This window comes from Streptomyces sp. NPDC127038, from assembly GCF_042725875.1.
GTDB lineage: Bacteria > Actinomycetota > Actinomycetes > Streptomycetales > Streptomycetaceae > Streptomyces.
Window position 1 is genome coordinate 147,273 of sequence record NZ_JBHXDQ010000003.1, and the last position, 20,668, is coordinate 167,940.

At 72.3% G+C, this 20,668-nt stretch carries 12 protein-coding genes; 6 read left to right on the forward strand and 6 right to left on the reverse strand.

What is annotated here, in order from left to right:
- Window positions 1–201 precede the first annotated feature (201 nt).
- The 5 genes from ACFWI4_RS03480 (at window position 202) to ACFWI4_RS03500 (ending at window position 8,222) form a co-directional block, all read left to right on the forward strand.
- Window positions 202–1,956 carry a hypothetical protein gene (locus ACFWI4_RS03480; protein ID WP_387190440.1) on the forward strand — a complete coding sequence of 585 codons (1,755 nt, stop codon included), beginning with the start codon at window positions 202–204 and terminating at the stop codon, window positions 1,954–1,956.
- Between the two features lie 343 nt (window positions 1,957–2,299).
- Entirely contained in the window at window positions 2,300–3,577 is a 1,278-nt protein-coding gene (locus ACFWI4_RS03485; RefSeq protein WP_387190443.1) for a family 16 glycosylhydrolase, read from the forward strand.
- Between the two features lie 133 nt (window positions 3,578–3,710).
- Window positions 3,711–4,910, forward strand: a complete 1,200-nt coding sequence (locus ACFWI4_RS03490) for a beta-1,3-glucanase family protein (RefSeq protein ID WP_387190446.1) — start codon at window positions 3,711–3,713, stop codon at window positions 4,908–4,910.
- 135 nt (window positions 4,911–5,045) lie between these two features.
- On the forward strand, window positions 5,046–7,139 hold the full coding sequence (locus ACFWI4_RS03495; protein ID WP_387190449.1) for a SpoIIE family protein phosphatase: 2,094 nt from the start codon (window positions 5,046–5,048) through the stop codon (window positions 7,137–7,139).
- A gap of 204 nt (window positions 7,140–7,343) precedes the next feature.
- Window positions 7,344–8,222 carry a YhjD/YihY/BrkB family envelope integrity protein gene (locus tag ACFWI4_RS03500; protein ID WP_387190452.1) on the forward strand — a complete coding sequence of 293 codons (879 nt, stop codon included), beginning with the start codon at window positions 7,344–7,346 and terminating at the stop codon, window positions 8,220–8,222.
- A gap of 27 nt (window positions 8,223–8,249) precedes the next feature.
- On the opposite strand, the gene ACFWI4_RS03505 is transcribed toward ACFWI4_RS03500, so the two are convergent.
- Window positions 8,250–10,319 (reverse strand): SpoIIE family protein phosphatase, encoded by a 2,070-nt coding sequence (locus tag ACFWI4_RS03505; protein WP_387190455.1) that lies wholly within the window; start codon window positions 10,317–10,319, stop codon window positions 8,250–8,252.
- A gap of 248 nt (window positions 10,320–10,567) precedes the next feature.
- Between ACFWI4_RS03505 and ACFWI4_RS03510 the strand changes: the two genes are divergently transcribed.
- Entirely contained in the window at window positions 10,568–13,084 is a 2,517-nt protein-coding gene (locus ACFWI4_RS03510; protein ID WP_387190458.1) for a SpoIIE family protein phosphatase, read from the forward strand.
- Window positions 13,085–13,114: 30 nt separating this feature from the next.
- Here the strand turns inward: ACFWI4_RS03510 and ACFWI4_RS03515 are convergent, their stop codons facing one another.
- The 5 genes from ACFWI4_RS03515 to ACFWI4_RS03535 form a co-directional block, all read right to left on the reverse strand.
- A complete protein-coding gene (locus ACFWI4_RS03515; protein ID WP_387190461.1) occupies window positions 13,115–14,833 on the reverse strand; it encodes a SulP family inorganic anion transporter in 1,719 nt (572 codons plus the stop codon).
- Between the two features lie 51 nt (window positions 14,834–14,884).
- On the reverse strand, window positions 14,885–17,602 hold the full coding sequence (locus ACFWI4_RS03520; RefSeq protein WP_387190736.1) for a cation-translocating P-type ATPase: 2,718 nt from the start codon (window positions 17,600–17,602) through the stop codon (window positions 14,885–14,887).
- A gap of 63 nt (window positions 17,603–17,665) precedes the next feature.
- On the reverse strand, window positions 17,666–18,622 hold the full coding sequence (locus ACFWI4_RS03525; protein WP_387190464.1) for a polyphosphate kinase 2 family protein: 957 nt from the start codon (window positions 18,620–18,622) through the stop codon (window positions 17,666–17,668).
- A 42-nt stretch (window positions 18,623–18,664) separates the two neighbouring features.
- Window positions 18,665–19,294 (reverse strand): three-helix bundle dimerization domain-containing protein, encoded by a 630-nt coding sequence (locus tag ACFWI4_RS03530; protein ID WP_387190467.1) that lies wholly within the window; start codon window positions 19,292–19,294, stop codon window positions 18,665–18,667.
- A 444-nt stretch (window positions 19,295–19,738) separates the two neighbouring features.
- Window positions 19,739–20,191, reverse strand: coding sequence for a phospholipase (locus ACFWI4_RS03535; protein WP_387190470.1), 453 nt, complete (start codon window positions 20,189–20,191; stop codon window positions 19,739–19,741).
- Window positions 20,192–20,668 lie beyond the last annotated feature (477 nt).

Here is a 20,668-nt window from a genome sequence, read left to right on the forward strand (position 1 = left end):
CCGAACCGTCGCCCGTCCAGGGACCGCCGGGGCGACGGCCTCCGTCACAAGGGGCCTCCGTCGCGAGGGGCCCCGTGCCGAGGGGCCTGCGCGGTGACGGAGGCCCGGTTCGGGACCGGGACGGCCGCCTTCGGCCGGACCGGGCAACCAATTCGGGTGCTCGGCCGTCCTTTGGACGAGGATCCCGGACGGGAGGCGCCCATGGGCCTGGTGCGTGCATTGCTGCCGCTGTCGCGTGCGGCGGCCCGGCTGAGCCCCGGGCCGGGCGGACGGCTGCTCGGGGCCGCCCTGACGCGCTGCGTGGCCCCCTACTGGGTGCTGCTGCGACCGCCCCCGCCGCTGCGCCGGCTGGCCTGGGCCGAGGAGGCGACGGCCGTCTACGGGGCGCTCGCCGGCACGGACCGCGCCCGCACGCGGGACCGGGACCTGCTGGCCCGCAGCCTGGTCTGGCACGCCTACACGCTGGTGCTCGTCCAACGATGCGAACAGGCCTGCGCGGCGCTGGACGCGGCCTCGGACGTGTCCGGCGCGCGGTGGCCGCCGGCGCAGCGGGCCATCGCCCTGCATCTGCGGGCGCAGGCGCGGTTCGGCCTGGCGCGGCTGGACGAAGCGCTGGGCTCGGCGGGGGAGTGCGTGGCCGCCTACCGCCGGCTCGCCCCCACCCGGCGGGACCGGACGCTCGGCGGTCTGCCGGGTGCGCTGCGCACCTACGCCCTGGTGCTGGCCGCCCAGCACCGCACGGAGGAGTCGGTTGCCGCCTACGAGGAGTGCACGGCACTGCTGCGGGACATGTCCGTGCGGCAGTTGAGCCACGCGGTCCTGGTCCGGGTCCGGGCGCTGTGCGAACTCACCTTCGGACTGGCGGCGTTGGGCCGCTACGAGGAGGCGCTGTCCGTGGGCCGGGAGGCCCGGGACGCCGCCGACCCGCTCATGCTGCGGGTCGCGCCCGAGATCGTACGGCCGTTGAGGGTGCGGCTCTTCGCGGACCTGGCCCGATCGCTCCAGGTGACCGGGGACCTGCCCGCGGCCCGTGCCACCGCCGCTGAGGCCGTGGCCGAGGCCCGGACCCTGGCGGGCCGGGACAGGGCGTCGGGTGAGCCCCTGCTCGTCATGGCGCTCGACCGCCTGGGCGACCAGTACGAGGAACTGGCGGACCGGCCCGCGGAGTCGGCCGCCCGGCGGGAGGCGGCCGATCTGGCCGCCGCTCTCGCCGCCGAACGGCCGGCCGCCCACGACCCGCTCCTCGGCGTCTGCCTCGACCGGCTGGCCGAATGCCACAGGGCGGCGGGCGACCGGCGCGATGCGGTCCTGGCGGGGGAGGGCGCCGTGGCCGCCTACCGGCGCGCGGCGGATCTCGACCCCACCGCCTACGATCCTCAACTCGCCAGGGTGCTGGCGGACTTGAGCCGGTCGCGGCTGGAGGACGAGGACCCCGAAGGCGCGGCCGTGGCCGCCCGGGAGTCGGTCGCCCTCACCCGCCGTCTGACCGAGTCCGACTGGACGGCCCATCACGTCCTGACCGCCCGCCGTCTGCGGGTGCTGGGCAGGGCCCTGCGCGGGGCGGGCGACCACGGGGCGGCCGTCGCCTGCTACACGGAGTCGGAGTCCATCCTCATCGACGAGTCGGCGGGGCCCGAGGGCGTCCGGTACACGGCCTCGCTGGCCGCCGCACGGCTCGGTCTCGCGCTCACCCTCGACGCCGAGGCGCAGGCCCGGCTGGCCGAGGGCCGGACCGACGACGCGGTGGCCGCGCTGCGCTCCCTGCTCGCGCTCACCCGCCGTACCGAGCAGGCGGACGTCCACGCCCGCTGTGTGGCCTCGTTCGCCGACGCCCGCGCGGAGTACCCGGACGTGGTCCGGCAGGCCTGGACCCGGGCGACCGGGCAGGGCTTCCCGACGTTCGTGTACCGGTGGTCCGCGGCCGTGAGCGGGGAGCGGCCGCCGGGCGCGACCTGAGCTGCGGCGGCCGATCGGGCGGATCCCCGACAGACCGGGCGCATCACGGCAGGGAAGCGGAACGCTCCTTCTTAAGTGCGGGTTAAACGCGTCTTAAGCAACCATGGGTGCGGTCGGCCGCCATAAGTAACCGCAGGTCAGGGCGATTTGGCGGACGCCGGTGGCAGTTGGCCTCTCAACGACCCGTGCGTAGCATCGGGGCTCACCGGTGCCGCCCATCGCTTCCGGAGAGCGCTCTCACGCTGTCGCCCTCCTCGCTCACCCGCTCGTTCGACCGCACGGCGGACGGGGCTCCGCACGGGTCCACACTCCCCACAGCCGCACAGACAAGGGGTGTTCAGTCATGGCTGTTCATCGCGCACGCCGTTGGTCCCTCGGAGGGCTCGCGTTCCTGCTCGCCACGGGTGTCGCCGGTGGTGTCCTGTTCACCACCACGGGTCCCGCCGCGAACCGGGCCCACGCCGCCTCGGTCACGCAGACCTGGTCCGACGAGTTCGACGGAGCCGCCGGGAGCGCGCCGAACTCCGCCAAGTGGACGCTGGAGACCGGTGGTTCGGGCAACGGCAACCACGAGCTCCAGTACTACACGAAGAGCACCGACAACGCCGCCCTCGACGGGAACGGCCACCTGGTCATCACCGCCCGCAAGAACGGCGACAGCGGCCTCCAGTGCTGGAACGGCACCTGCCAGTACACCTCGGCCCGGCTCAACACCGCGCAGAGCTTCACCCAGGCGTACGGCCACTTCGAGGCCCGTATCAAGGTGCCGCGCGGGCAGGGCGTGTGGCCCGCGTTCTGGATGCTGGGCGACAACCTGGGCAGCGTGGGCTGGCCCAACAGCGGCGAGATCGACGCCATGGAGAACGTCGGCAACGAACCCGGCACCGTGCACGGCACCATCCACGGCCCCGGCTACTCCGGCGCCGGCGGCATCGGCGCCGCGTACACCCTGCCCAACGGCAAGGCCTTCGCCGACGACTTCCACGTCTTCGCCGTCGACTGGAGCCCCAACGCCATCACCTGGTCCGTGGACGGGCAGGCCTACGAGACCCGCACGCCGGCCGACGTGAACGGCAACAAGTGGGTCTACGACCACCCGTTCTTCATCATCCTGAACTTCGCGGTGGGCGGTGACTGGCCCGGCAGCCCGAATTCCGCCACCTCCTTCCCGCAGACCATGACCGTCGACTACGTCCGGGTCACCGCCGCGGACAGCGGCAAGCCCACCACCGGGACCGGCACCACCGGGGCCATCAAGGGCATCGGCGGCATGTGCGTGGACGTGGCCGGTGCCTCCAGCGCCGACGAGACGCCGATCCAGCTCCACAACTGCAACGGGGCCGACGCCCAGAAGTGGACCGTCGGCACCGACGGCACCGTACGGGCCTTGGGCAAGTGCCTCGACGTACGTGCCGCGTCGACCGAGAACGGCGCCGCGGTCCAGCTCTACGGCTGCAACGGCACGAAGGCGCAGCAGTGGAACCTCGACTCCGCCGGAGCGCTGACGAACTCCGGCTCGGGCAAGTGCCTCGACGCGAAGGACAACTCGTCGGCGGACGGCACCCGGCTCCAGATCTGGACCTGCTCCGGAACGGCCAACCAGAAGTGGACCCTCGGCTGACGAGCCGCCAACCCGCCCAGCCCCGCAGGGCATCCGTACCCCATCGCGTGAATCCGGCCGCTTCCCCCGGCGGCCGGCCCCGCACTTCCCCCGCCGCCTCCCCGAGGCGCGAGCACCAAGGAGCACACCTCATATGACGCCCCGTCACCAGCGGAACCTGACCCGTCGCAAGACGCTGTTCGCCCTCGGCGGCGCGGCCGTCGCCGCACCCGCCGTCGCGGCGATAGCGCCGTACGCCATGGCCGGGCAGACGCGCGCCACCACCAAGGCCGCCGCGGGCTCGCTCCCGCTGACGATCGTCAACAACAGCGGTTCGTTCTCCAACGCGTCGGTGCACGTGTACATCGTCGGCAACCAGAACGGGAAGCAGGTCCGCGTCACCCAGGACGGCAGGCTCGTGCCGGTCGCCCTGTCGGACAACGGCGCGGACGGGTTCACCGACTACGCGCTCACGCTGGCCAAGAGCGGCGAGACGAAGATCAGCCTCCCCTTCATGTCGGGCCGCATCTATGTGTCGCTGGGCGCGAAACTGAAGTTCAAGGCCGTCAAGGACGGCAACGGCAACGCGGCCCTCCAGTTCCCGGCCGGCTGGGTCAAGTCCGACCCCAGCTTCCGGGTGCTCCACGACTGCGCCGAGTTCACCTTCAACGCCTCCGGCATGTTCTGCAACACCACCATGGTCGACATGTTCAGCGTGCCCATGAACATCCGGCTGACCGGGGCCAAGCAGCAGACCACCGGCGCCGTCCGGGCCGGCGGTCGGGCCGCCGCGTTCGCCGCGATCAAGCGGAACGCGGACTTCGCGCCCCTCGTGGTCGACAACCTCCGCATCATGGCCCCGGGCCACGGTCTGGACGCGGGCCTGTTCGCCAAGGACTACCTCGCCCCGTACATCGACCAGGTGTGGAGCACGTACACCGGCAAGAACCTGACCGTCAAAACCAACGCGGGCACGTTCACCGGCCGGGTGCGCGGGGACCGCTTCACCTTCACCGGGCCCGCCTCCGTGTCGTTCGCCAAGCCCTCCACCCGGGACGTCCTCTTCTGCGACGGCAACCTCGCCGCGCCCAACGACGGCACCACGGGACCGGTGGCCGCCGTGCTCGGCGCCGGGTTCAACCGCTCCACCCTGCTCAGCAACCCGGCACAGCCGACCACCAAGGCGGCGGACTTCTACCGGACCGCGCTCACCAACCACTACTCCAAGGCCGTTCACGCGGCCACCGTGGACGGCAAGGCCTACGGCTTCGCCTTCGACGACGTCGCCGACTTCGCGTCCTTCATCCAGGACACCGCCCCCACGGCGATGCGCCTGACCCTGTCGCCCTTCTAGAGCCCCCGGAGCCCCTCGCCCCCCCGCCGTCCGGGCGGGGCGCGAGGGGCTCCGGTCGCGCGTCGGCGCTGAGCGAATATGGTGGAACTCTGACAAACCAGAATGTTCAGGTGGTTAACGGTATACGGAAGTGTCATGGTTTCATCGCTGGGCGGACGTGACCGACCGGACCCGGAACTGGACAAGGCCGTGCTCGGAGCGCTCTTCTCCGAGTCGACCGTCGGGCTGCACGTCTTCGACACACGGCTGCGCCTGGTGCGCTTCAACACCGCCGCCCGTTACGTCAGGGCGTTCGCCCTGGACCAGGCCCTGGGGCGCCATCCCCGGGAGTGGGCCGGTGACTTCTACTCCGGCCCCTACGAGGCGATCCTGCTCCAGGTGCTGGACACGGGCGTGGCCGCGCTGGACGTGGAGGTGCGCGGCCATCTGAGGCCCGACCAGCCCGAGCTCGTGCTGTCGCTCTCCTGCTTCCGCCTGGAGGACTCCGCCGGGGGCGTCATGGGCCTCGCGACGGCGGTCGTGGACATCACGGAGCGGACCCGCGCGGCCGAGCGCCTGGCGCTGCTGGAACGGGCGGGCGGGCGCATCGGCACGACGCTCGACATCTTCCGTACGGCCCAGGAGTTCGCCGACGAGATGGTTCCCGCGCTGGCCGACACGGTGGTGGTCGAGGTCCTGGACTCCGTCCTGCGCGGCGACGTCGGCGAACCTGGCACCGTCCTGGAGTACGGGGCCCTGCGGTGCACCGGCCGCCGCTCCGCCGACCACGAGGCCGAGCGGTACCTGCCCTCCATCGGCGAGGCGGTCGGCCTCGCCGCCGCGACCCCCTTCGCGCAGTGCCTCTCCGACCTCGGTCCCCGCCTCCTGGAGCGGCTGGGCGCGGAGGCGGACTGGCTCGCGCGGGAACCGGTGCGCGGGCGTCGTCTGACCGAGGCCGGCGCCCACTCGCTGCTCGTGCTGCCGCTCGTCGCCCGCGGATCGGTGATCGGGGTGGCCCACTGCTACCGGAACCGCACCGCGTACCCCTTCGACGGGGGCGAGCTCGCGCTGGCCGCCGAACTCGCCGACCGCGCGGCCCTGTGCCTGGACAACGCCCGCCTGTACGCCAGGGAGCGCTCGGCCGCCCGGATCCTCCAGCTCAGTCTGCGGCCGGCCCGGGTCCTCGGACACGGCGCCGTGGAGACCGCCCACAGCTACTGCCCGCTCGGCGCGGGCGGCGACTGGTTCGACGTGATCCCGTTGTCCGGGGCGCGGGTGGCCCTGGTGGCGGGCGACACCGCGGGCACCGGCCTGGAGGCCGCCGCCACCATGGGCGAGGTACGGGCCGCGATCAGCGCGCTGGCCGTCCTCGACCTGGCACCCGAGGAACTCCTGGAGCGGCTGCACGACCTGGTGACCAGGCTGCACGGAGAGCGTCCCCCGCCCCCGGACGCACCGGCGGACGACGAACGCCGGGACACCACGTGCCTCTACCTCGTCTACAGCCCCGTCACCCGCCGGTGCTCCGTCGCCGCCGCCGGGCATCCGCCCCCGGTGCTCGCCCTGCCCGACGGCACCGTCGAGTACGCCGTGACCCCCACCGGACCGCCCCTGGGCCGGGGCCTGGCGAAGTACGACTCCGCCGAGTTCGAGGTCCCCGAGGGCAGCGTCCTGCTGCTGTCCAACAGCGCGCTGCTGCGTGCCGTGTCCGACGATCCGCAGGAACAACTGGACCGGGCCGGCGACGCGTTGCGGCCGACGCACCGGCCGCTCCAGGAGATCTGCGACGAGGTGCTCTACAAACTGGCCCCCGAGGAGCCGGACAACGACGCCGTCCTGCTGCTGGCGCGCACCCGCGCCCTGGGGCCCGGCCAGGTCGCCTCGTGGACGCTGCCCAACCACCCGGCGTCCGTCTCCGAGGCCCGCGCCCGCACCGAGCGCGCCCTGACGGCCTGGGGCCTGGAACAGCAGGCCTTCACCGTCACCCTCGTGGTCAGCGAACTCGTCACCAACGCGGTCCGCTACTCGGACGGCCCCATCGAGGTCCGGCTCATCCTCGACGGCCGGGTCCTCGTGTGCGAGGTGACGGACGACAGCAGCACCGTGCCGCACCTCCGGCACGCCGAGGAGGTCGACGAGGGCGGCCGGGGCCTCTATCTCACCTGGCAGGTCAGCAGGCGCTGGGGGACCCGGCCGGAGAACCGGGGGAAGACGATCTGGGCGGAGGTCGCGCTGGGCGAGGACGGCTGAGCGCCGCGCGGGCGGGACCCGGCAGCTGGCCGTGTCGTCCGGCCCGGTCGGCGGGGCCGTCCGTTACGCTCGCAGCGCCATACCGGGCCCGAGGTTGCGGAGGACACGACGGCGGGGATCAATCGCGAGCGCGTCGTCAGGACGCTGACGTTCTGGCTGCGTCCCGCGTTCGCGCTGCGCGTCCTCAACCGGTTCCAGAAGCTCGTGGGCTTCGACCGCTCGATGGCCCTCGCGTCCAGCGCCCTCACCGCGCTCATCCCGCTCACGATCCTCATCGGTGCCCTGCTGAGCAGCTTCTCGGACTACGACGCCGCCGACCGGATCGTCCAGCGCTACGGTCTCACCGGGCAGGGCGCCGACGCGGTCAAGTCGCTCCTGGACCCGGCCGAGAGCGCCGGCGCGAGCGTTGGCGTGTTCGGGAGCCTGTTCCTGGTCATCTCCGTGCTGAGCTTCGCGCGCGCCTCGCAGCGGCTGTTCGAGCAGACGTGGGAACTGGCCCCGCTGAGCGTCCGCAACACCAGGAACGGGCTGTGGTGGATCCTCGGGCTCGGCGGCTACGCGGTCGTCACCGGGTGGCTCCACGCGGTCCTCGGGGCGAGCAAGTTCGGGGTGGTGGCCTCGGCGTGCGAGATCCCGGTGAGTGTCGCCTTCCTGGTCTGGACCGGATGGCTGCTGTCCGCGAAGCGGATCTCCTGGCGCGACCTGCTGCCCTTCGGCGTCACGGCCGCCGTGCTGACCGCCCTCTACTCGGTGGGCGCGTCCGTCTACCTGCCGCGCCTGTTCAACTCCTACGCCGGGCGCTACGGGGCGATCGGCGCCGTCTTCGCGATGATCTCGGCGCTGTTCGCCGCGATGTTCGTGATCGTCTCGGCGGCGGCCCTCGGACGCGAGATGCGTGACGAACTCGACCGGATCCGCGTGGGCGACCGGCCCTCGGACGACGAGGTCCGCCGCGAGTGGGACAGCGTCGTCGAACAGGCCCGGTCGCGCTGGCGCACCACCCGCGAACAGGTCTCCTCCCGGCGGCGGTCGAAGGACGCGAAGGACGCGAAGGACAAGGACCGGAAGAAGAAGGACACGTAGAAGCGGTGCGGCGATGAGGCGTTGGGGCTACGTCGCGCGGGCGACGAGCAGGGCGACGTCGTCGTGGTCGTCGGGGTTGCGCAGACCGTACAGGAGCAGGTCGCAGATCTCCTCCAGCGGCCGGTCCGGCTCGTCGAGGTACCCGAGGAGCACGTTCAGCCGGTCGTCGATGGGATGCAGCCGGGTCTCCACGAGACCGTCCGTGTAGAGGACGAGCAGGTCACCGGTGTTCACCTCGAACGTGGTGGTCTCGAAGGGGACGCCGCCGATGCCGAGGGGGGCGCCCGAGGGCAGGTCCAGCAGGGTGGCGGCGGAGCCGGGCCGGGCCAGCGCGGGCGGCATGTGTCCCGCGTTGGCGATGCGGCAGCGCTTGGTGTGGGGGTCGTACACGGCGTAGAGACAGGTGACGATGTAGTGCTCCAGGTCGCATGTGATCTTGTCCAGGTGGTGCAGCACCTCGCCGGGGTCGAGATCCAGGTCGGCGTAGGCGCAGGTCGCCGTGCGCAGCCGGCCCATGGTGGCGGCGGCGTCGATGCCGTTGCCCATGACGTCGCCCACCACCAGCGCCGTCCGGTCACCGGCCAGCGGGATCATGTCGTACCAGTCGCCGCCGACCTCGCTGGTGGACTGGGCCGGCTGATAGCGGGACGCGACCTCCAGGCCGGTCAGGTGCGGGGGCCGCTCGGGCAGCAGGCTGCGCTGGAGCGTGACCGCGGTGTTGCGCACGCTCTGGAACCAGCGGGCGTTGTCGATGGCCACGGCGGCACGGGTGGCCAGCTCACCGGCGAGCACCACGTCGTCCTCGTCGAAGGGGAGCGGATTGCGGGTGCGCTTGAGGTCGAGCGCACCGAGCACCTCGCCGTGCGCGATCAGCGGCACCGCGAGGTACGAGTGGACGCCGGCCTGCGCCAGCAGGGCCGTGCCCTCGGCGTCCCGGGCGATCCGCGGCAGATCGCGTTCGCCGACGTGCTTGACCAGGACCGGCCGGCCGGTGTGGACGCACAGGGTCACCAGCCGGTCGCCGTCGTACGTGGCCAGATCGCCGGGAGGGTCGGCGGCGCGCAGCGCCACGGTCGGGTGCGAGGCCTTCAGGGCGAGGGCCCGGAAGAACTCCGGTCCGTTGTCCGGTCTGCGCCGGGGCCGGCAGGCCAGGACCGAGTCGAGGACGTCCACCGCGACCACGTCGGCCAGTTCGGGTGCGGCGATGTCGGCCAGCTCGCGCGCGGTCTGCTCCACCTCCAGGGTGGTGCCCACCCGGGTCGAGGCACTCGCGACGAGCGCCAGCCGGCGCCGCGCCCGGTCGGCCTCGGCCGCCGCGCGATGGCGTTCGGTGACGTCGACGACCGAGACGGCCGCTCCCAGCACCCGTCCGCCCGGGTCCTCCAGCCGGTAGAAGGACAGGGACCAGGCGTGCTCGTGGTCGGGATCGACCGGCGGACGGCCCACGTGGTACTGGTCGAGCAGCGGGGTGCCGGTGGTGAGCACCTGCCGCAGCGCCGACTCGACGGTGTCCACGTCGGGAAAGGGCAGCGTCTCGCGCAGATGCCGGCCGACATGGTCCTCGGCGGGAATACCGTCTATCCGCTCCAGCGCCGGGTTGACCATGAGGTAGCACAGGTCCGGGTCCATCAGGGCCAGCCCGATGGGTGACTGGTTGATCAGCTGCTCGCACAGGGCCAGATCGGTCTCGACCCGCTGGAGCAGGGTGTGGTCGGCCGCGATGCCCAGCGCGTAGACGTCACCGCGGTCGTCCAGGAGCCGCATGTTGCGGAACTCCATGAGCCGGGTGCTGCCGTCCTTGTGCCGGATGGGGAACGCGCCCGCCCAACTGCGGCCCGTCTCCAGGACGTCGGCGAACAGCTCGGAGACGGCCTGGAGGTTCTCCGGATGGATGATCAGTCGCGCCGCGTACTTGCCGAGGGCCTCCTCCGCCGTGTAGCCGATCAGCTCCTGCGCCTGCGGGGTCCAGAACACGATGCGGCCGTCGGAGTCGAGGACCAGCGCCCCCACGCGCAGGACGTCCAGCAGGCCGGTCGGCCGGGTCGCCTCGGGCTCGCGGCTCTCCGCATCCTCGAACTGCGTGGACTCGGCTGTCATCCCTGGCCCTCCTCCACCGGCCGGCGCGGTGTGCCGGGCTCCGTGGCCGCCGCGGCACCTGTGTGTCGGCCCCGGCCCTTCCATGCTGCGCCCTGCCCACGGGCTTGCCCACTCAGGGACCCGCTTTGGCATGTTCAGGCCCGCCGGGTGGGCGGGCGCGCGCCGCCGTCCCGCGGCGGTGATCGTCCGCCGGGTCTGCACATCGGGCGGACAAGCAGGAACATGGTCCTGTAGAGGATGAGAGCCACATGGTTTCTGCTCAGGAAGGTTCCGACGCGCCCGTGTCCGAAGGACCGGGCGGTCTCGACGCGTCCACCGACGCGGCGGCCGTGGTGTCCGCCGCCGGGGTGGTGATGGGCTGGACCAGGGGCGCCGAAGCGCTCCTCGGCCATTCGGCCGCCGAGATGGTCGGCTCCTCGGCCGCCCGGCTCCTCGCCCTGCCCAGGGACCCCTCACGGGTCGCGGCGGTCGCCGAGCGCTGCCGCCGCGGCATGGGCTGGAGCGGTCAGATCCCCCTGCGGCGCCGCGACGGCCGGCGCGTCGACGTGGACCTGCGCGTCTCCGCCTCCTTCGGCATGGGCGGGAGCGAGTGCTTCCTCGTCTCGGCCCGCGACCGCGTACGGCAGTGGACGGTGGGCCCGTCCTTCCTCGACGGCTTCCTGACCCGTTCGCCGGTGGGCATGGCGGTGCTCGACCTCCAGCTGCGCTACGTCTGGATGAACGACACCCTGGAACACCTCGGCGGAGTGCCCCGCGACCAGCGGCTCGGACGCCGGCTGACCGAACTGCTGCCCGGGCTCCAGGCGGAGACCATCGAGGGCCTGATGCGCAAGGTCCTGGCGACCGGCGAACCGATCATCGACTACGAGTACCTGGGCTGGAGCTGGGCCGACCCCCACCGTCGGCACGCCTACTCGTCCTCCTTCTTCCCACTGCTCGGCGTCGACAACGCCTACACCGGCGTGTGCTACATGGTCCTGGACGTCACCGAGCGCTGGAACGCCCGGCAGCTCCTGTCGCTGGTCAACGAGGCCGGGACCACCATCGGCGGGACCCTCGACGTCATGCGCACCGCGCAGGAGATCGCCGACTTCGCCGTGCCGCGCTTCGCCGACTTCGTCATCGTCGACCTCCTGGAATCCGTCCTCAGCACCGAGGGCCACGGGGCCTGGCTCTCGGACGCGGGCCCCGCCCCCGCGAAGCCGGTGATGCGGCGCGCGGGAATGAGCTCCGTACGGGAGGGCTGCCCGGAGGCCGTGGCCCGCATCGGCGACCGGGCCGACTTCCTCCCGCCGCCGCACGACGTGCACCTGCTCACCAGCGGCGAACCGGTCCTCATCCCGGTCCTCGACCCGGACGACGACCTGTGGATCGCCGAGGAACCCGCGCGAGCGGCCAGCATCCGCCGCTACGGGCTCCACTCGCTCATCTCCGTGCCGATGCGGGCCCGCAACACCGCCCTCGGACTCACCACGTTCCTCCGCTCGCTCAACCCGGTCTCCTTCCAGCCCGACGACGTCCTGCTCGCCCGCGAGGTGGTGGCCCGCGCGGCCCTGTGCGTCGACAACGCCCGCCGCTACACCCGCGAACACACGGCGGCGGTCACCCTCCAGCGCAGCCTGCTGCCCCAGGCGCTGTCGGGCGGCACCGCGCTGGAGGTCGCCTCCTCGTATCTGCCCGCGGACCCCAGCGGCGGGGTCGGCGGCGACTGGTTCGACGTCATCCCGCTGTCCGGGGCCCGGGTGGGCCTGGTCGTCGGAGACGTGGTCGGCCACGGCATCACGGCGGCGGCCACCATGGGCCGGCTGCGCACCGCGGTGCAGACCCTCGCCGACATGGAGCTGCCCCCCGACGAACTGCTGGCCCACCTCGACGACCTCGTGCTGCGGCTCAGCGAGGAGCGCACCCAGGAACGGCGGGCCGACGGGAACGGCACGGACCGCGAGACGGCACGCAGCACCACGGACCAGGAGGCGGCCCGCAGCACCACCGCCTCCTTCCTCGGCGCGACCTGCCTCTACGCCGTCTACGACCCGGTCACCAGGCGCTGCACCATGGCCAGGGCCGGACATCCGCCCCCCGTGGTCGTCGCCCCCGACGGACAGGTCTCCTATCCGGAACTGCCCGCCGGGCCTCCCCTCGGCCTCGGCGGGATGGCCTTCGAGAGCCGGGAGGTCGAACTCGCCGAGAACAGCCTCGTCGGCCTCTACACGGACGGGCTCGTGGCGGGGGCGCACTACGACATGGAGCTCGGCATGGCACAGCTGGGGGAGCTACTGGCCCGGCCCGACCCCGATCTCGAAGCGCTGTGCGCCGACGCCGTACGGCAGCTCGTGCCCGTTCCCCAGCCCGACGACATCGCCCTGCTGCTGGCACGCACCCACAGCCTGGGCGACGAGCACGTCGTCTCCTGGGAGGTGCCCGTCGACCCGGCCGCCGTCTCCGAGCTGCGGGCCCGTGCCACCGGCGCCGTGGAGGCGTGGGGACTGGGGGAACTGACCATGACCACCGAGCTCATCGTCAGCGAACTGGTCACCAACGCGATCCGTTACGCCGTACCGCCCATCCGGCTGCGGCTGCTCTGCGACACCCGGCTGACCTGCGAGGTCTCCGACGCCAGCAGCACCGCCCCACGCCTCAGACACGCCCGCAGCACCGACGAGGGCGGCCGGGGCCTGTTCCTGGTGGCCCAGCTCGCCCACCGCTGGGGCGCCCGCTACACGGCGGAGGGAAAGATCATCTGGGCGGAGCAGGAGATCCCCTGAGGGTCAGCCGCGCCTCGGATCCCCTGAGGGTCAGCCGTCCTCGGCGCCGCACCAGGAGCGGTACGCGGCGACCGCCGTGGGCAGCGTCGGGAAGATCCGGTCCTCTCCCACCGACGCGCTCAGCCCGTAGGCGTCCAGATCGTCGCGCAGATCCTGCTTGACCCGGGCCATCGCGAACTCGATGCCGCGCTCGCCCAGTTCACGGCGCAGCTGGTCGAGCGAGTCGAGGGCGGTGATGTCCACCTCGACGTTGGCCTCCGCGTTCAGGACGAACCACCTGACGGGGACCTCCTGTTCGGCCACCGCGTCGAGGGCGCTGCGCCGGAAGTCCTCCGCGTTGGCGAAGAACAGCGGGGAGTCGTAGCGGTAGACCAGCAGCCCGGGGATCACCCGGGCGTCCGGGAAGTCGTCGACGTCGTGCATGCCCGCGAGGCCGGGCACCAGACCCTGGACCGCGTCGTGCGGGCGCGCCACCCGGCTCAGCAGCTCGGCGACCGACAGACCCACGGCCACCAGCACCCCGTAGAGGATGTCGAGCGCGAGGACGCCGACGAGACAGCCGAGGGCCAGCAGGAGTTCGCGCAGCCGGAAGGAGGCCAGCCGCCGGAACCCGGCCAGGTCGATCATCCGGATCGCCGCGTAGACGACCAGCGCGCCGAGGACGGCCGAGGGCGTGTCCGTCAGCAGGGGACTCAGGAACAGCAGGACGGCCAGCACGGAGACCCCGGCCGTGAGCCCGTACGCCTGGGTGCGCGCGCCGGTGGACTGCGCGAGGGCGGTGCGGCTGGCGCTGCTGCTCACCGGGAACCCCTGGAGGACGCCCGCGCCCAGGTTCGCGGCGCCCAGGGCCAGCAGCTCCTGGTTCGCGTCCATCGTCGTACCGTCGTCGGTGGTGAAGGCGCGCGCCGTGAGGATGAAGTCCGTGTAGCCCACGAGCAGGACACCGACCGCGGGCAGCAGCAGCTGGGGCAGCGTGTCGAGCGGGGGGACGTCGGGGCGGGGGAGTCCGGCCGGGATCTCCCCGATCACCGCGATGCCGTGGTCCTGGAGACCGAAGGCCGCGACCACGGCCGTACCGGCGACCAGGACGAGCAGCGGCCCGGGGACCCGCCAGCGGAAGCGCGTGGCCAGGTACAGGACGACCAGGGCCGCGGCGCTGAAGGCCACCGTGGCGGGATGGATCTGATCGAGGTTCCCGAGGAAGGAGAACAGCTTCGGGAAGAACTCCGACCCGTCCGTCGGCACCCCGGTGAGCTTCGTGAGCTGATCCACCATCATGATCAGGGCCACGCCCGCCAGATAGCCGATCAGCACGGGCCGCGACAGCAGGTCGGCCACGAAACCCAGCCGGGCCGCCCACGCCAGCACGCACATCAGCCCGACGGCGACCGCGAGCGCCGAGGCCAGCACCGCGTACCGCTGCGGATCACCGTCCGCGAGCGGTCCCACGACCGTCGCGGTCATCAGTGCCGTCGTGGACTCGGGCCCCACCGACAGCAGTCGCGAGGAGCCCAGGAGGGCGTAGAGCACGATGGCGGGCAGGATCGCCCACAGACCCACGACCGGCGGCAGCCCGGCCACACTGGCGTACGCCATGACCTGCGGCACCAGATAGGCCGCCACCGTCACCCCGGCCAGCAGGTCGCCGCGCAGCCAGCTCCTGCGGTAGTGCCTGAGCACCGGGAGCCCGGGCAGCGCCGGTACGGGGACGCGCCACCCTCCGCCCGGGGTGCCGTGGTGCTTCGACACGGGCCGTTCCTTCGGATCGTGCCGGCGGGCTCATGGTCAGGGCCCGCGCGGTCAGTCGGTGGGCCGGGCTCTGCGGGCCAGGAGCTTACCCACCTCCCACACGACCAGGAACGCCACGGCGGACAGCAGGGCCCAGCCGAACTGCCGTGCGTCGATCTCGGTGGTGCCGAGGATGCGGCGGAACCCGTCCAGCTGCGTCACCGCCACCGCGAGGACGAACTGGGCGAGCGCCGTCCAGTTCATCTGCTTGCTGTCGAACGTGCTCGCCGTCAGCACTGAGTCCGTCTCGCTGCGGCATTCGAACGCGGCCACGATCAGGCAGAGGGCGAACGCGGTGAACGCGATCGAGCTGCCGATGTGGACGCTGTCGTAGCGGGACTCGCCGAGCTTGATCAGCCCGAGCAGGATCAGCGTGATCGCCAGACCGCTGAGACCGACGGTCACCATCACCGGCCGGGTCAGCACCGACTCCCCGCGGGGCCGCGGCCTGCGCCGCATCAGCCCCGGGCTCTCCTGGTCGAAGCCGAGCGCGAAGCCGAACGAGGCGTTGACCACGAAGTGGATCCACAGCACCTGCGGCGGGGTGAACGGCTCGCCGGCCGCGATGTTGAAGATCGTCGCCCCGAGGAAGGTCAGCACGAACGTGACCAGCAACAGCAGCACGAACCGGATGTACTTGGTGAGGTTGTCGTAGAGCTTTCGGCCCTGCTCCACCGCGTAGACGATCGTCGTGAAGTTGTCGTCGGACAGGATCATCCGGGCCGCGTTCTTCGCCACGTCCGTACCGCTGCCCATGGCGATGCCGATGTCGGCGGCCTTGATCGCGGGGGCGTCGTTGACGCCGTCGCCGGTCATCGCGACCACGGCGCCCTTCTTCTTGAGGGTGTCCGCCAGCAGCACCTTGTGCTCGGGCGCGACCCGCCCGACCACACCGATGCCGTCGATGCGCGCCAGCCGCTCGCTCTCCGGCAGCGCGGCGAAGTCGGCGCCGAGCATGGCCTCGCCCGGGATCCCCAGCTGCCGGGCGATGGCCGCCCCCGTGGTCACGTCGTCCCCGGTCACCATGCGGACCCGGATGTGGGCCGCCTGGGCGCTGGCCACCGCCGCCTTCGACTCCTCGCGCGGCGGGTCGACCATCCCGACCAGACTCGTCATCCGCAGCCCGGTCACATAGCCGAGCAGATCGCCGCCCGGATCGAACTCCGCCGGGTCCAGGTCCCTGGTGGCCGCCGCCATCACCCGGCGCCCCTCGCCGCCCATGCGCTCGCCCTGTTCGTCGGCCCGCCTGCTGAGCTCCGCGTCCCACGGAACGGTCGTGTCACCCGACAGCGCGGTCGTCACCCGCGCCTGCACCGCCGGGGCCGCGCCCTTGACGAAGCAGCGCACCACCGGCCGCCCGGCGGCGTCCACGGCGGAGTTGAAGGTTGCCATCAGCTTGTACGTCGGGTCGAAGGGCAGCGTGGCGAGCCGGGGCAGCCGCTCCCGGGTGGCCTCGATGTCCAGGCCCGCCTTGTGGGCCAGCACCAGGAACGCGCCCTCGGTGGGGTCGCCCACCACCTCGCCGTCCACCAGCTTGCCGTCGTTGGCGACGAGGTAGGGGAGGATCGCGTCCTCGATGCCCGCGGCGGAGCCCGCGGCGTGGTGGATCCGTCCTTCGAGCCCGTAGCCCGTGCCCGAGACGGTGTACCGGTCGGCGGGCGTCACCACCTCCACCGCCGTCATCTGGTTCATCGTCAGGGTGCCGGTCTTGTCCGAGTTGATCGCCGACGTGAACGCCAGCGTCTCGACGGACGGCAGCTCCTTCACGATCGCGTTGCGCTTCGCCAGATTGAGACTGCCCACCGACAGGATCGCCTGGGTCACCGTGGGCAGCGCCTCGGGGATGGCGGCGATGGCAAGCGAGACGGCGCTGACGAACAGGGCGTCCCACGCCTGGTCGCGGCTGCGCCCCAGCGCGAACATCACGATCATCGTCAGACCGGCCGCGGCGGTGATCCACAGCGTCAGCGTGTCGAGTTCCCTGGTGAGCGGCGCCTCCTCCGCCTCGGTCGCCGACAGCATCTCCGAGATCTTGCCGAGCTCGGTGCCCTCACCGGTCCCGGTGACGATCACGAGACCGCTGCCGTGGGTGACCGGGGTGTGCATGAACGCCATGTTCGACTGGTCGCCCGGCCCCAGCACCACCTTGGGCAGGGTCGCGGCGTCCTTCGACGCGGGAACGCTCTCGCCGGTGAGGGCCGACTCGTCGATCTGGAGCGCGTGCGCCTCGATGATCCGCCCGTCCGCCGGAACCTGGTCCCCGGCGGAGATGTGCAGGACGTCGCCCACGACCACCAGCTCCGCGGGGATCTCCGACTCGCCGCCGTCCCGCCTCACCCGGGCCGTCGCCGTCAGCATCGACTGGAGCGCGTTCATCGCGCTCTCCGCCTTCCCCTCCTGCCGCAGGCCCACGACCGCGTTCAGCAGGGTCAGCAGGATGAGGATGATCGCCGTGCTCCACTCCGCGATCGCCAGCGAGACGACCGCCGCCACCACGAGGACGATCTGCATGTAGCTGCGGTACTGCTCGGTGAACCGCCGCCAGGCCGGCTTCGCCTTCTCCTCGGGCAGCGCGTTCGGCCCGTTCTCGGCCAGCAGTTCGGCGACCCGGGCCGCGGTGAGCCCGGACGCCGGGTCGACACCGAAGGCCGAGGCGACGTCCTGGGGGTCACGCGCATACCAGAGCTCCGGAGCGGCGCGCTCCGGAGCCTTCGGGCCGCTCGACTGCATCGCCATCTCAGCTCTCCGATCTGGATCCGGTACGCCGCCGGTGTCCCGGGCGGCGGCAGGGACCTACTTCCGCTTGCGTTTGACCGGGTGAGCGGCCGCGTACGGATCGGCCGGCGCGCCCTTCGGAGCGTCGGCCTCCAACTCCCGCCTCGCCGCACGGAGTTCCTTGCGCGCCTCCTTGCCGACCACCGGGTAGGCGGGATCGATGTCCATCAGCGTGTGGGCCAGGACCGCCGCGGTGGAGATGCGCGCGAACCACTTCCGGTCCGCCGGCACGACGTACCAGGGCGCCCACGGCGTACTGGTCCGCGAGAGCATCTCGGAGAACGCCTCCTGGTACTCGTCCCACCGCCGGCGCTCGCGGACGTCGGCCGCGGAGAACTTCCAGTTGCGCTCGGGCAGGTCCAGCCGCTTCATGAACCGGGTGCGCTGCTCCTCCTTGGACAGGTTCAGGAAGATCTTGACGACCTTGAACCCGTTGTCGGTCAGATAGCGCTCCCAGTCGTTGATCGCCCGGTAGCGGCGGTCCCAGACGTCCGGCCCGCGCACGTCCGAGGGGAGCCGCTGCCGGTCGAGGACCTCCCGGTGCACCCGGACGACGAGCACCTCCTCGTAGTGCGAACGGTTGAAGATCGCGATGTCGCCGCGGGCGGGCAGCCGCGCCGCGTACCGCCACAGGTAGTCGTGGTCGAGCTCCTCGGTGGACGGCTGCTTGAAACTGCTGACCTTGACGCCCTGGGGGTTCACCCCGCTCATGACGTGCCGGATCGTGCCGTCCTTGCCCCCGGCGTCGAGCGCCTGGAGACACAGCAGTACGCCGTACGTGTCCTGGGCCGCCAGCCGTTCCTGGTACTCGGCGAGCAGCTGCACGCCCGTGCGCAGCAGCTCCACTCCCTGCTTCTTCTTCAGGCCCCCCTTGTAGCGGGGGTCGAAGTCCTCGGCCAGGTTCACCCGTGAGCCCGGTTTCACCCGCAGCGGCTCGATGAGCCTCGCGACGCGTTCGGCCCTGGTATCGGTCATGACGACCCCGCCTCTTCTCCTGTCACGGTGAGCACCGCACGGTCATGGGCGCTCACCGACACCTCCCAGGTCGGACGCGGACGCGGGCGCGGGCCTGAGCCTGGCGGGGATCCAGCGGCCCAGCAGGGGAGTGCGGCGGGGCCGCTCGGCGGACTGCTCCGCCGTTCCCGCCGTCATCGTTCCCCCGGCCCCCGTGCCGCCCGGGGCGGCCGGCGCCGGGGCGGCTTCGTCCCCGCCGAGTCCGGAGAGCAGCGCGCGGACCCTGCGCTCGATGAGGATCGGGACGTACGTCCTGACCTTCGCCTGCCGGAAGGAGCCGCGGGCCGTGGCGACGACCTGGTCCACGACGGAGGGGTCCACCGAGGGGTACGCGGCCTTCAGCCGGGCGGCCAGGCGCAGGAGGGCGACCGCCTCGTCGTGACGGACGTCCCCGGGGGCGGGCGCTGCCGCCGGGGGGACGGTGTCCGTCGGTGACGAGGGGGCGTCCGCCGGGGGGACGCGGTCCGTCTGCGGGGAGGCGGTGGTGCCCAGCGGAGGGGCCGTGTTCGCCCGGGGGGCGGACGCGCCCGCCGGAGGGGCGGCGTCCGTCCGCGTCTGCGGGGCGGGAGCGCGACTCGCCCCGCGTGATGCCGTGCTCTCGTCGGCCGTGGCTGCCGGCTCGTCCGTCTTCATCGTTCGACCACCCGCGCGCTCGCAAGTCCCGAGCCTCAGGGGGCGAGGACCGCCAGGCCCACGGTCACGATCCGGCTGCCCCGAGACGGCTCGACGGCCGGGATACGAGGCCGTCCCACTCATTCTGGGTCCGCCCGGTCGAAACCGCCTCACGGACGATCCGCACCGGCCGGCCACCCGCGGGACCCTCGGACCCCGAGGCGTTCCGGGGGCGCGACGGCCCGCGCCACCCGGCCCGTACCGGCGGCCGTGGCCCGCGTCCGGGCGGTCCGGTGGACGCGGACGGCACGGGAGGGCGGGGTGCGGCGGAGGGGCGGGCGGGTGGCGCGGACCGCGTGAGGTCCCGGCCGACGCCGGATGGCTCGAACAACCTCAGTGACGCGGGTAGACACAGGTCGTCAACCACCCGCGCGGTGACGGGGGTTGTCTGTACAAGGGCGGGGCTCAGCCGAAGGCCTTGACCGCCTGGTAGTAGGTCCACGCGGTGCTGTCGCAGGTGGTCTTCGTCGCGCCGCTGTAGTTGGCGCAGACCCGCTCCAGATCCGCGTACAGCATGCTGTCCAGACGCGGCTTGTTGGCGTCGAAGGTGCCGGCGGCCTTGTAGTTGCGGTACCCGAAGTCGTGCCGGGCGCAGGAGGTGGCGAAGGGGAAGCCGAACGGGTTGTCCGGGGAGTCGGAACAGTAGTCGGTGGACCAGTCGAACGCATACGCTGACCAGGCCGACTGGTTGGCGCGGGCGGCTACCCAGGCGTTGTAGCTGGACGCGCTGGTCTGGGTCCAGTTGGACAGGACTTGGGGCTTGTCGGCAGGGGCGGCGCTAGCGGCTGTAGCGGTCGCCGTGACGGCGACGAGGGCCATGGCCGAGGCGGCGAGGCCGGTGGCGAGTCTGCGGTGCATCCCAACACCTCCATGAGGCTGCGACCCGCCCATCGGGCAGCAGGTTCATGACAAAGATGATCGGCATCGCGACCCCTCTTGCCTAGTGTCTGGACCCCAACAATCAGTTAACTCAGGGGAGTTGGGGCGGCACGTTTCATGGCTGAGGGCGCCATGGCGGCCTATGGCTGGATGTGTTCACCGCGGGCGGGACGTGTCCCGGTCGGAACCCATCCGTCCCGTGCCCGGTGCCCTGCGCCCTGTGCCCCGTGTCCCGTGTCCCGTGTCCCGAGTCCCGTGTCTCTTGTGTTGCGGGTCCGTTCGCGTGTCCCTCCCCTGTGCGTGTGTGCCGGAGTGGCGGCCGCGTGCGGTCGTCCGTGTCGCGGACTCGCGTCCTGCCGACGGGGCGGCGAACCACCGGTGTGCCTGACCTGGCCTGGCGTGTGCGGTGCCGTGACCGGATCGGTCCGCCCCCGGACCCGATGCGGCCTGTCCCGG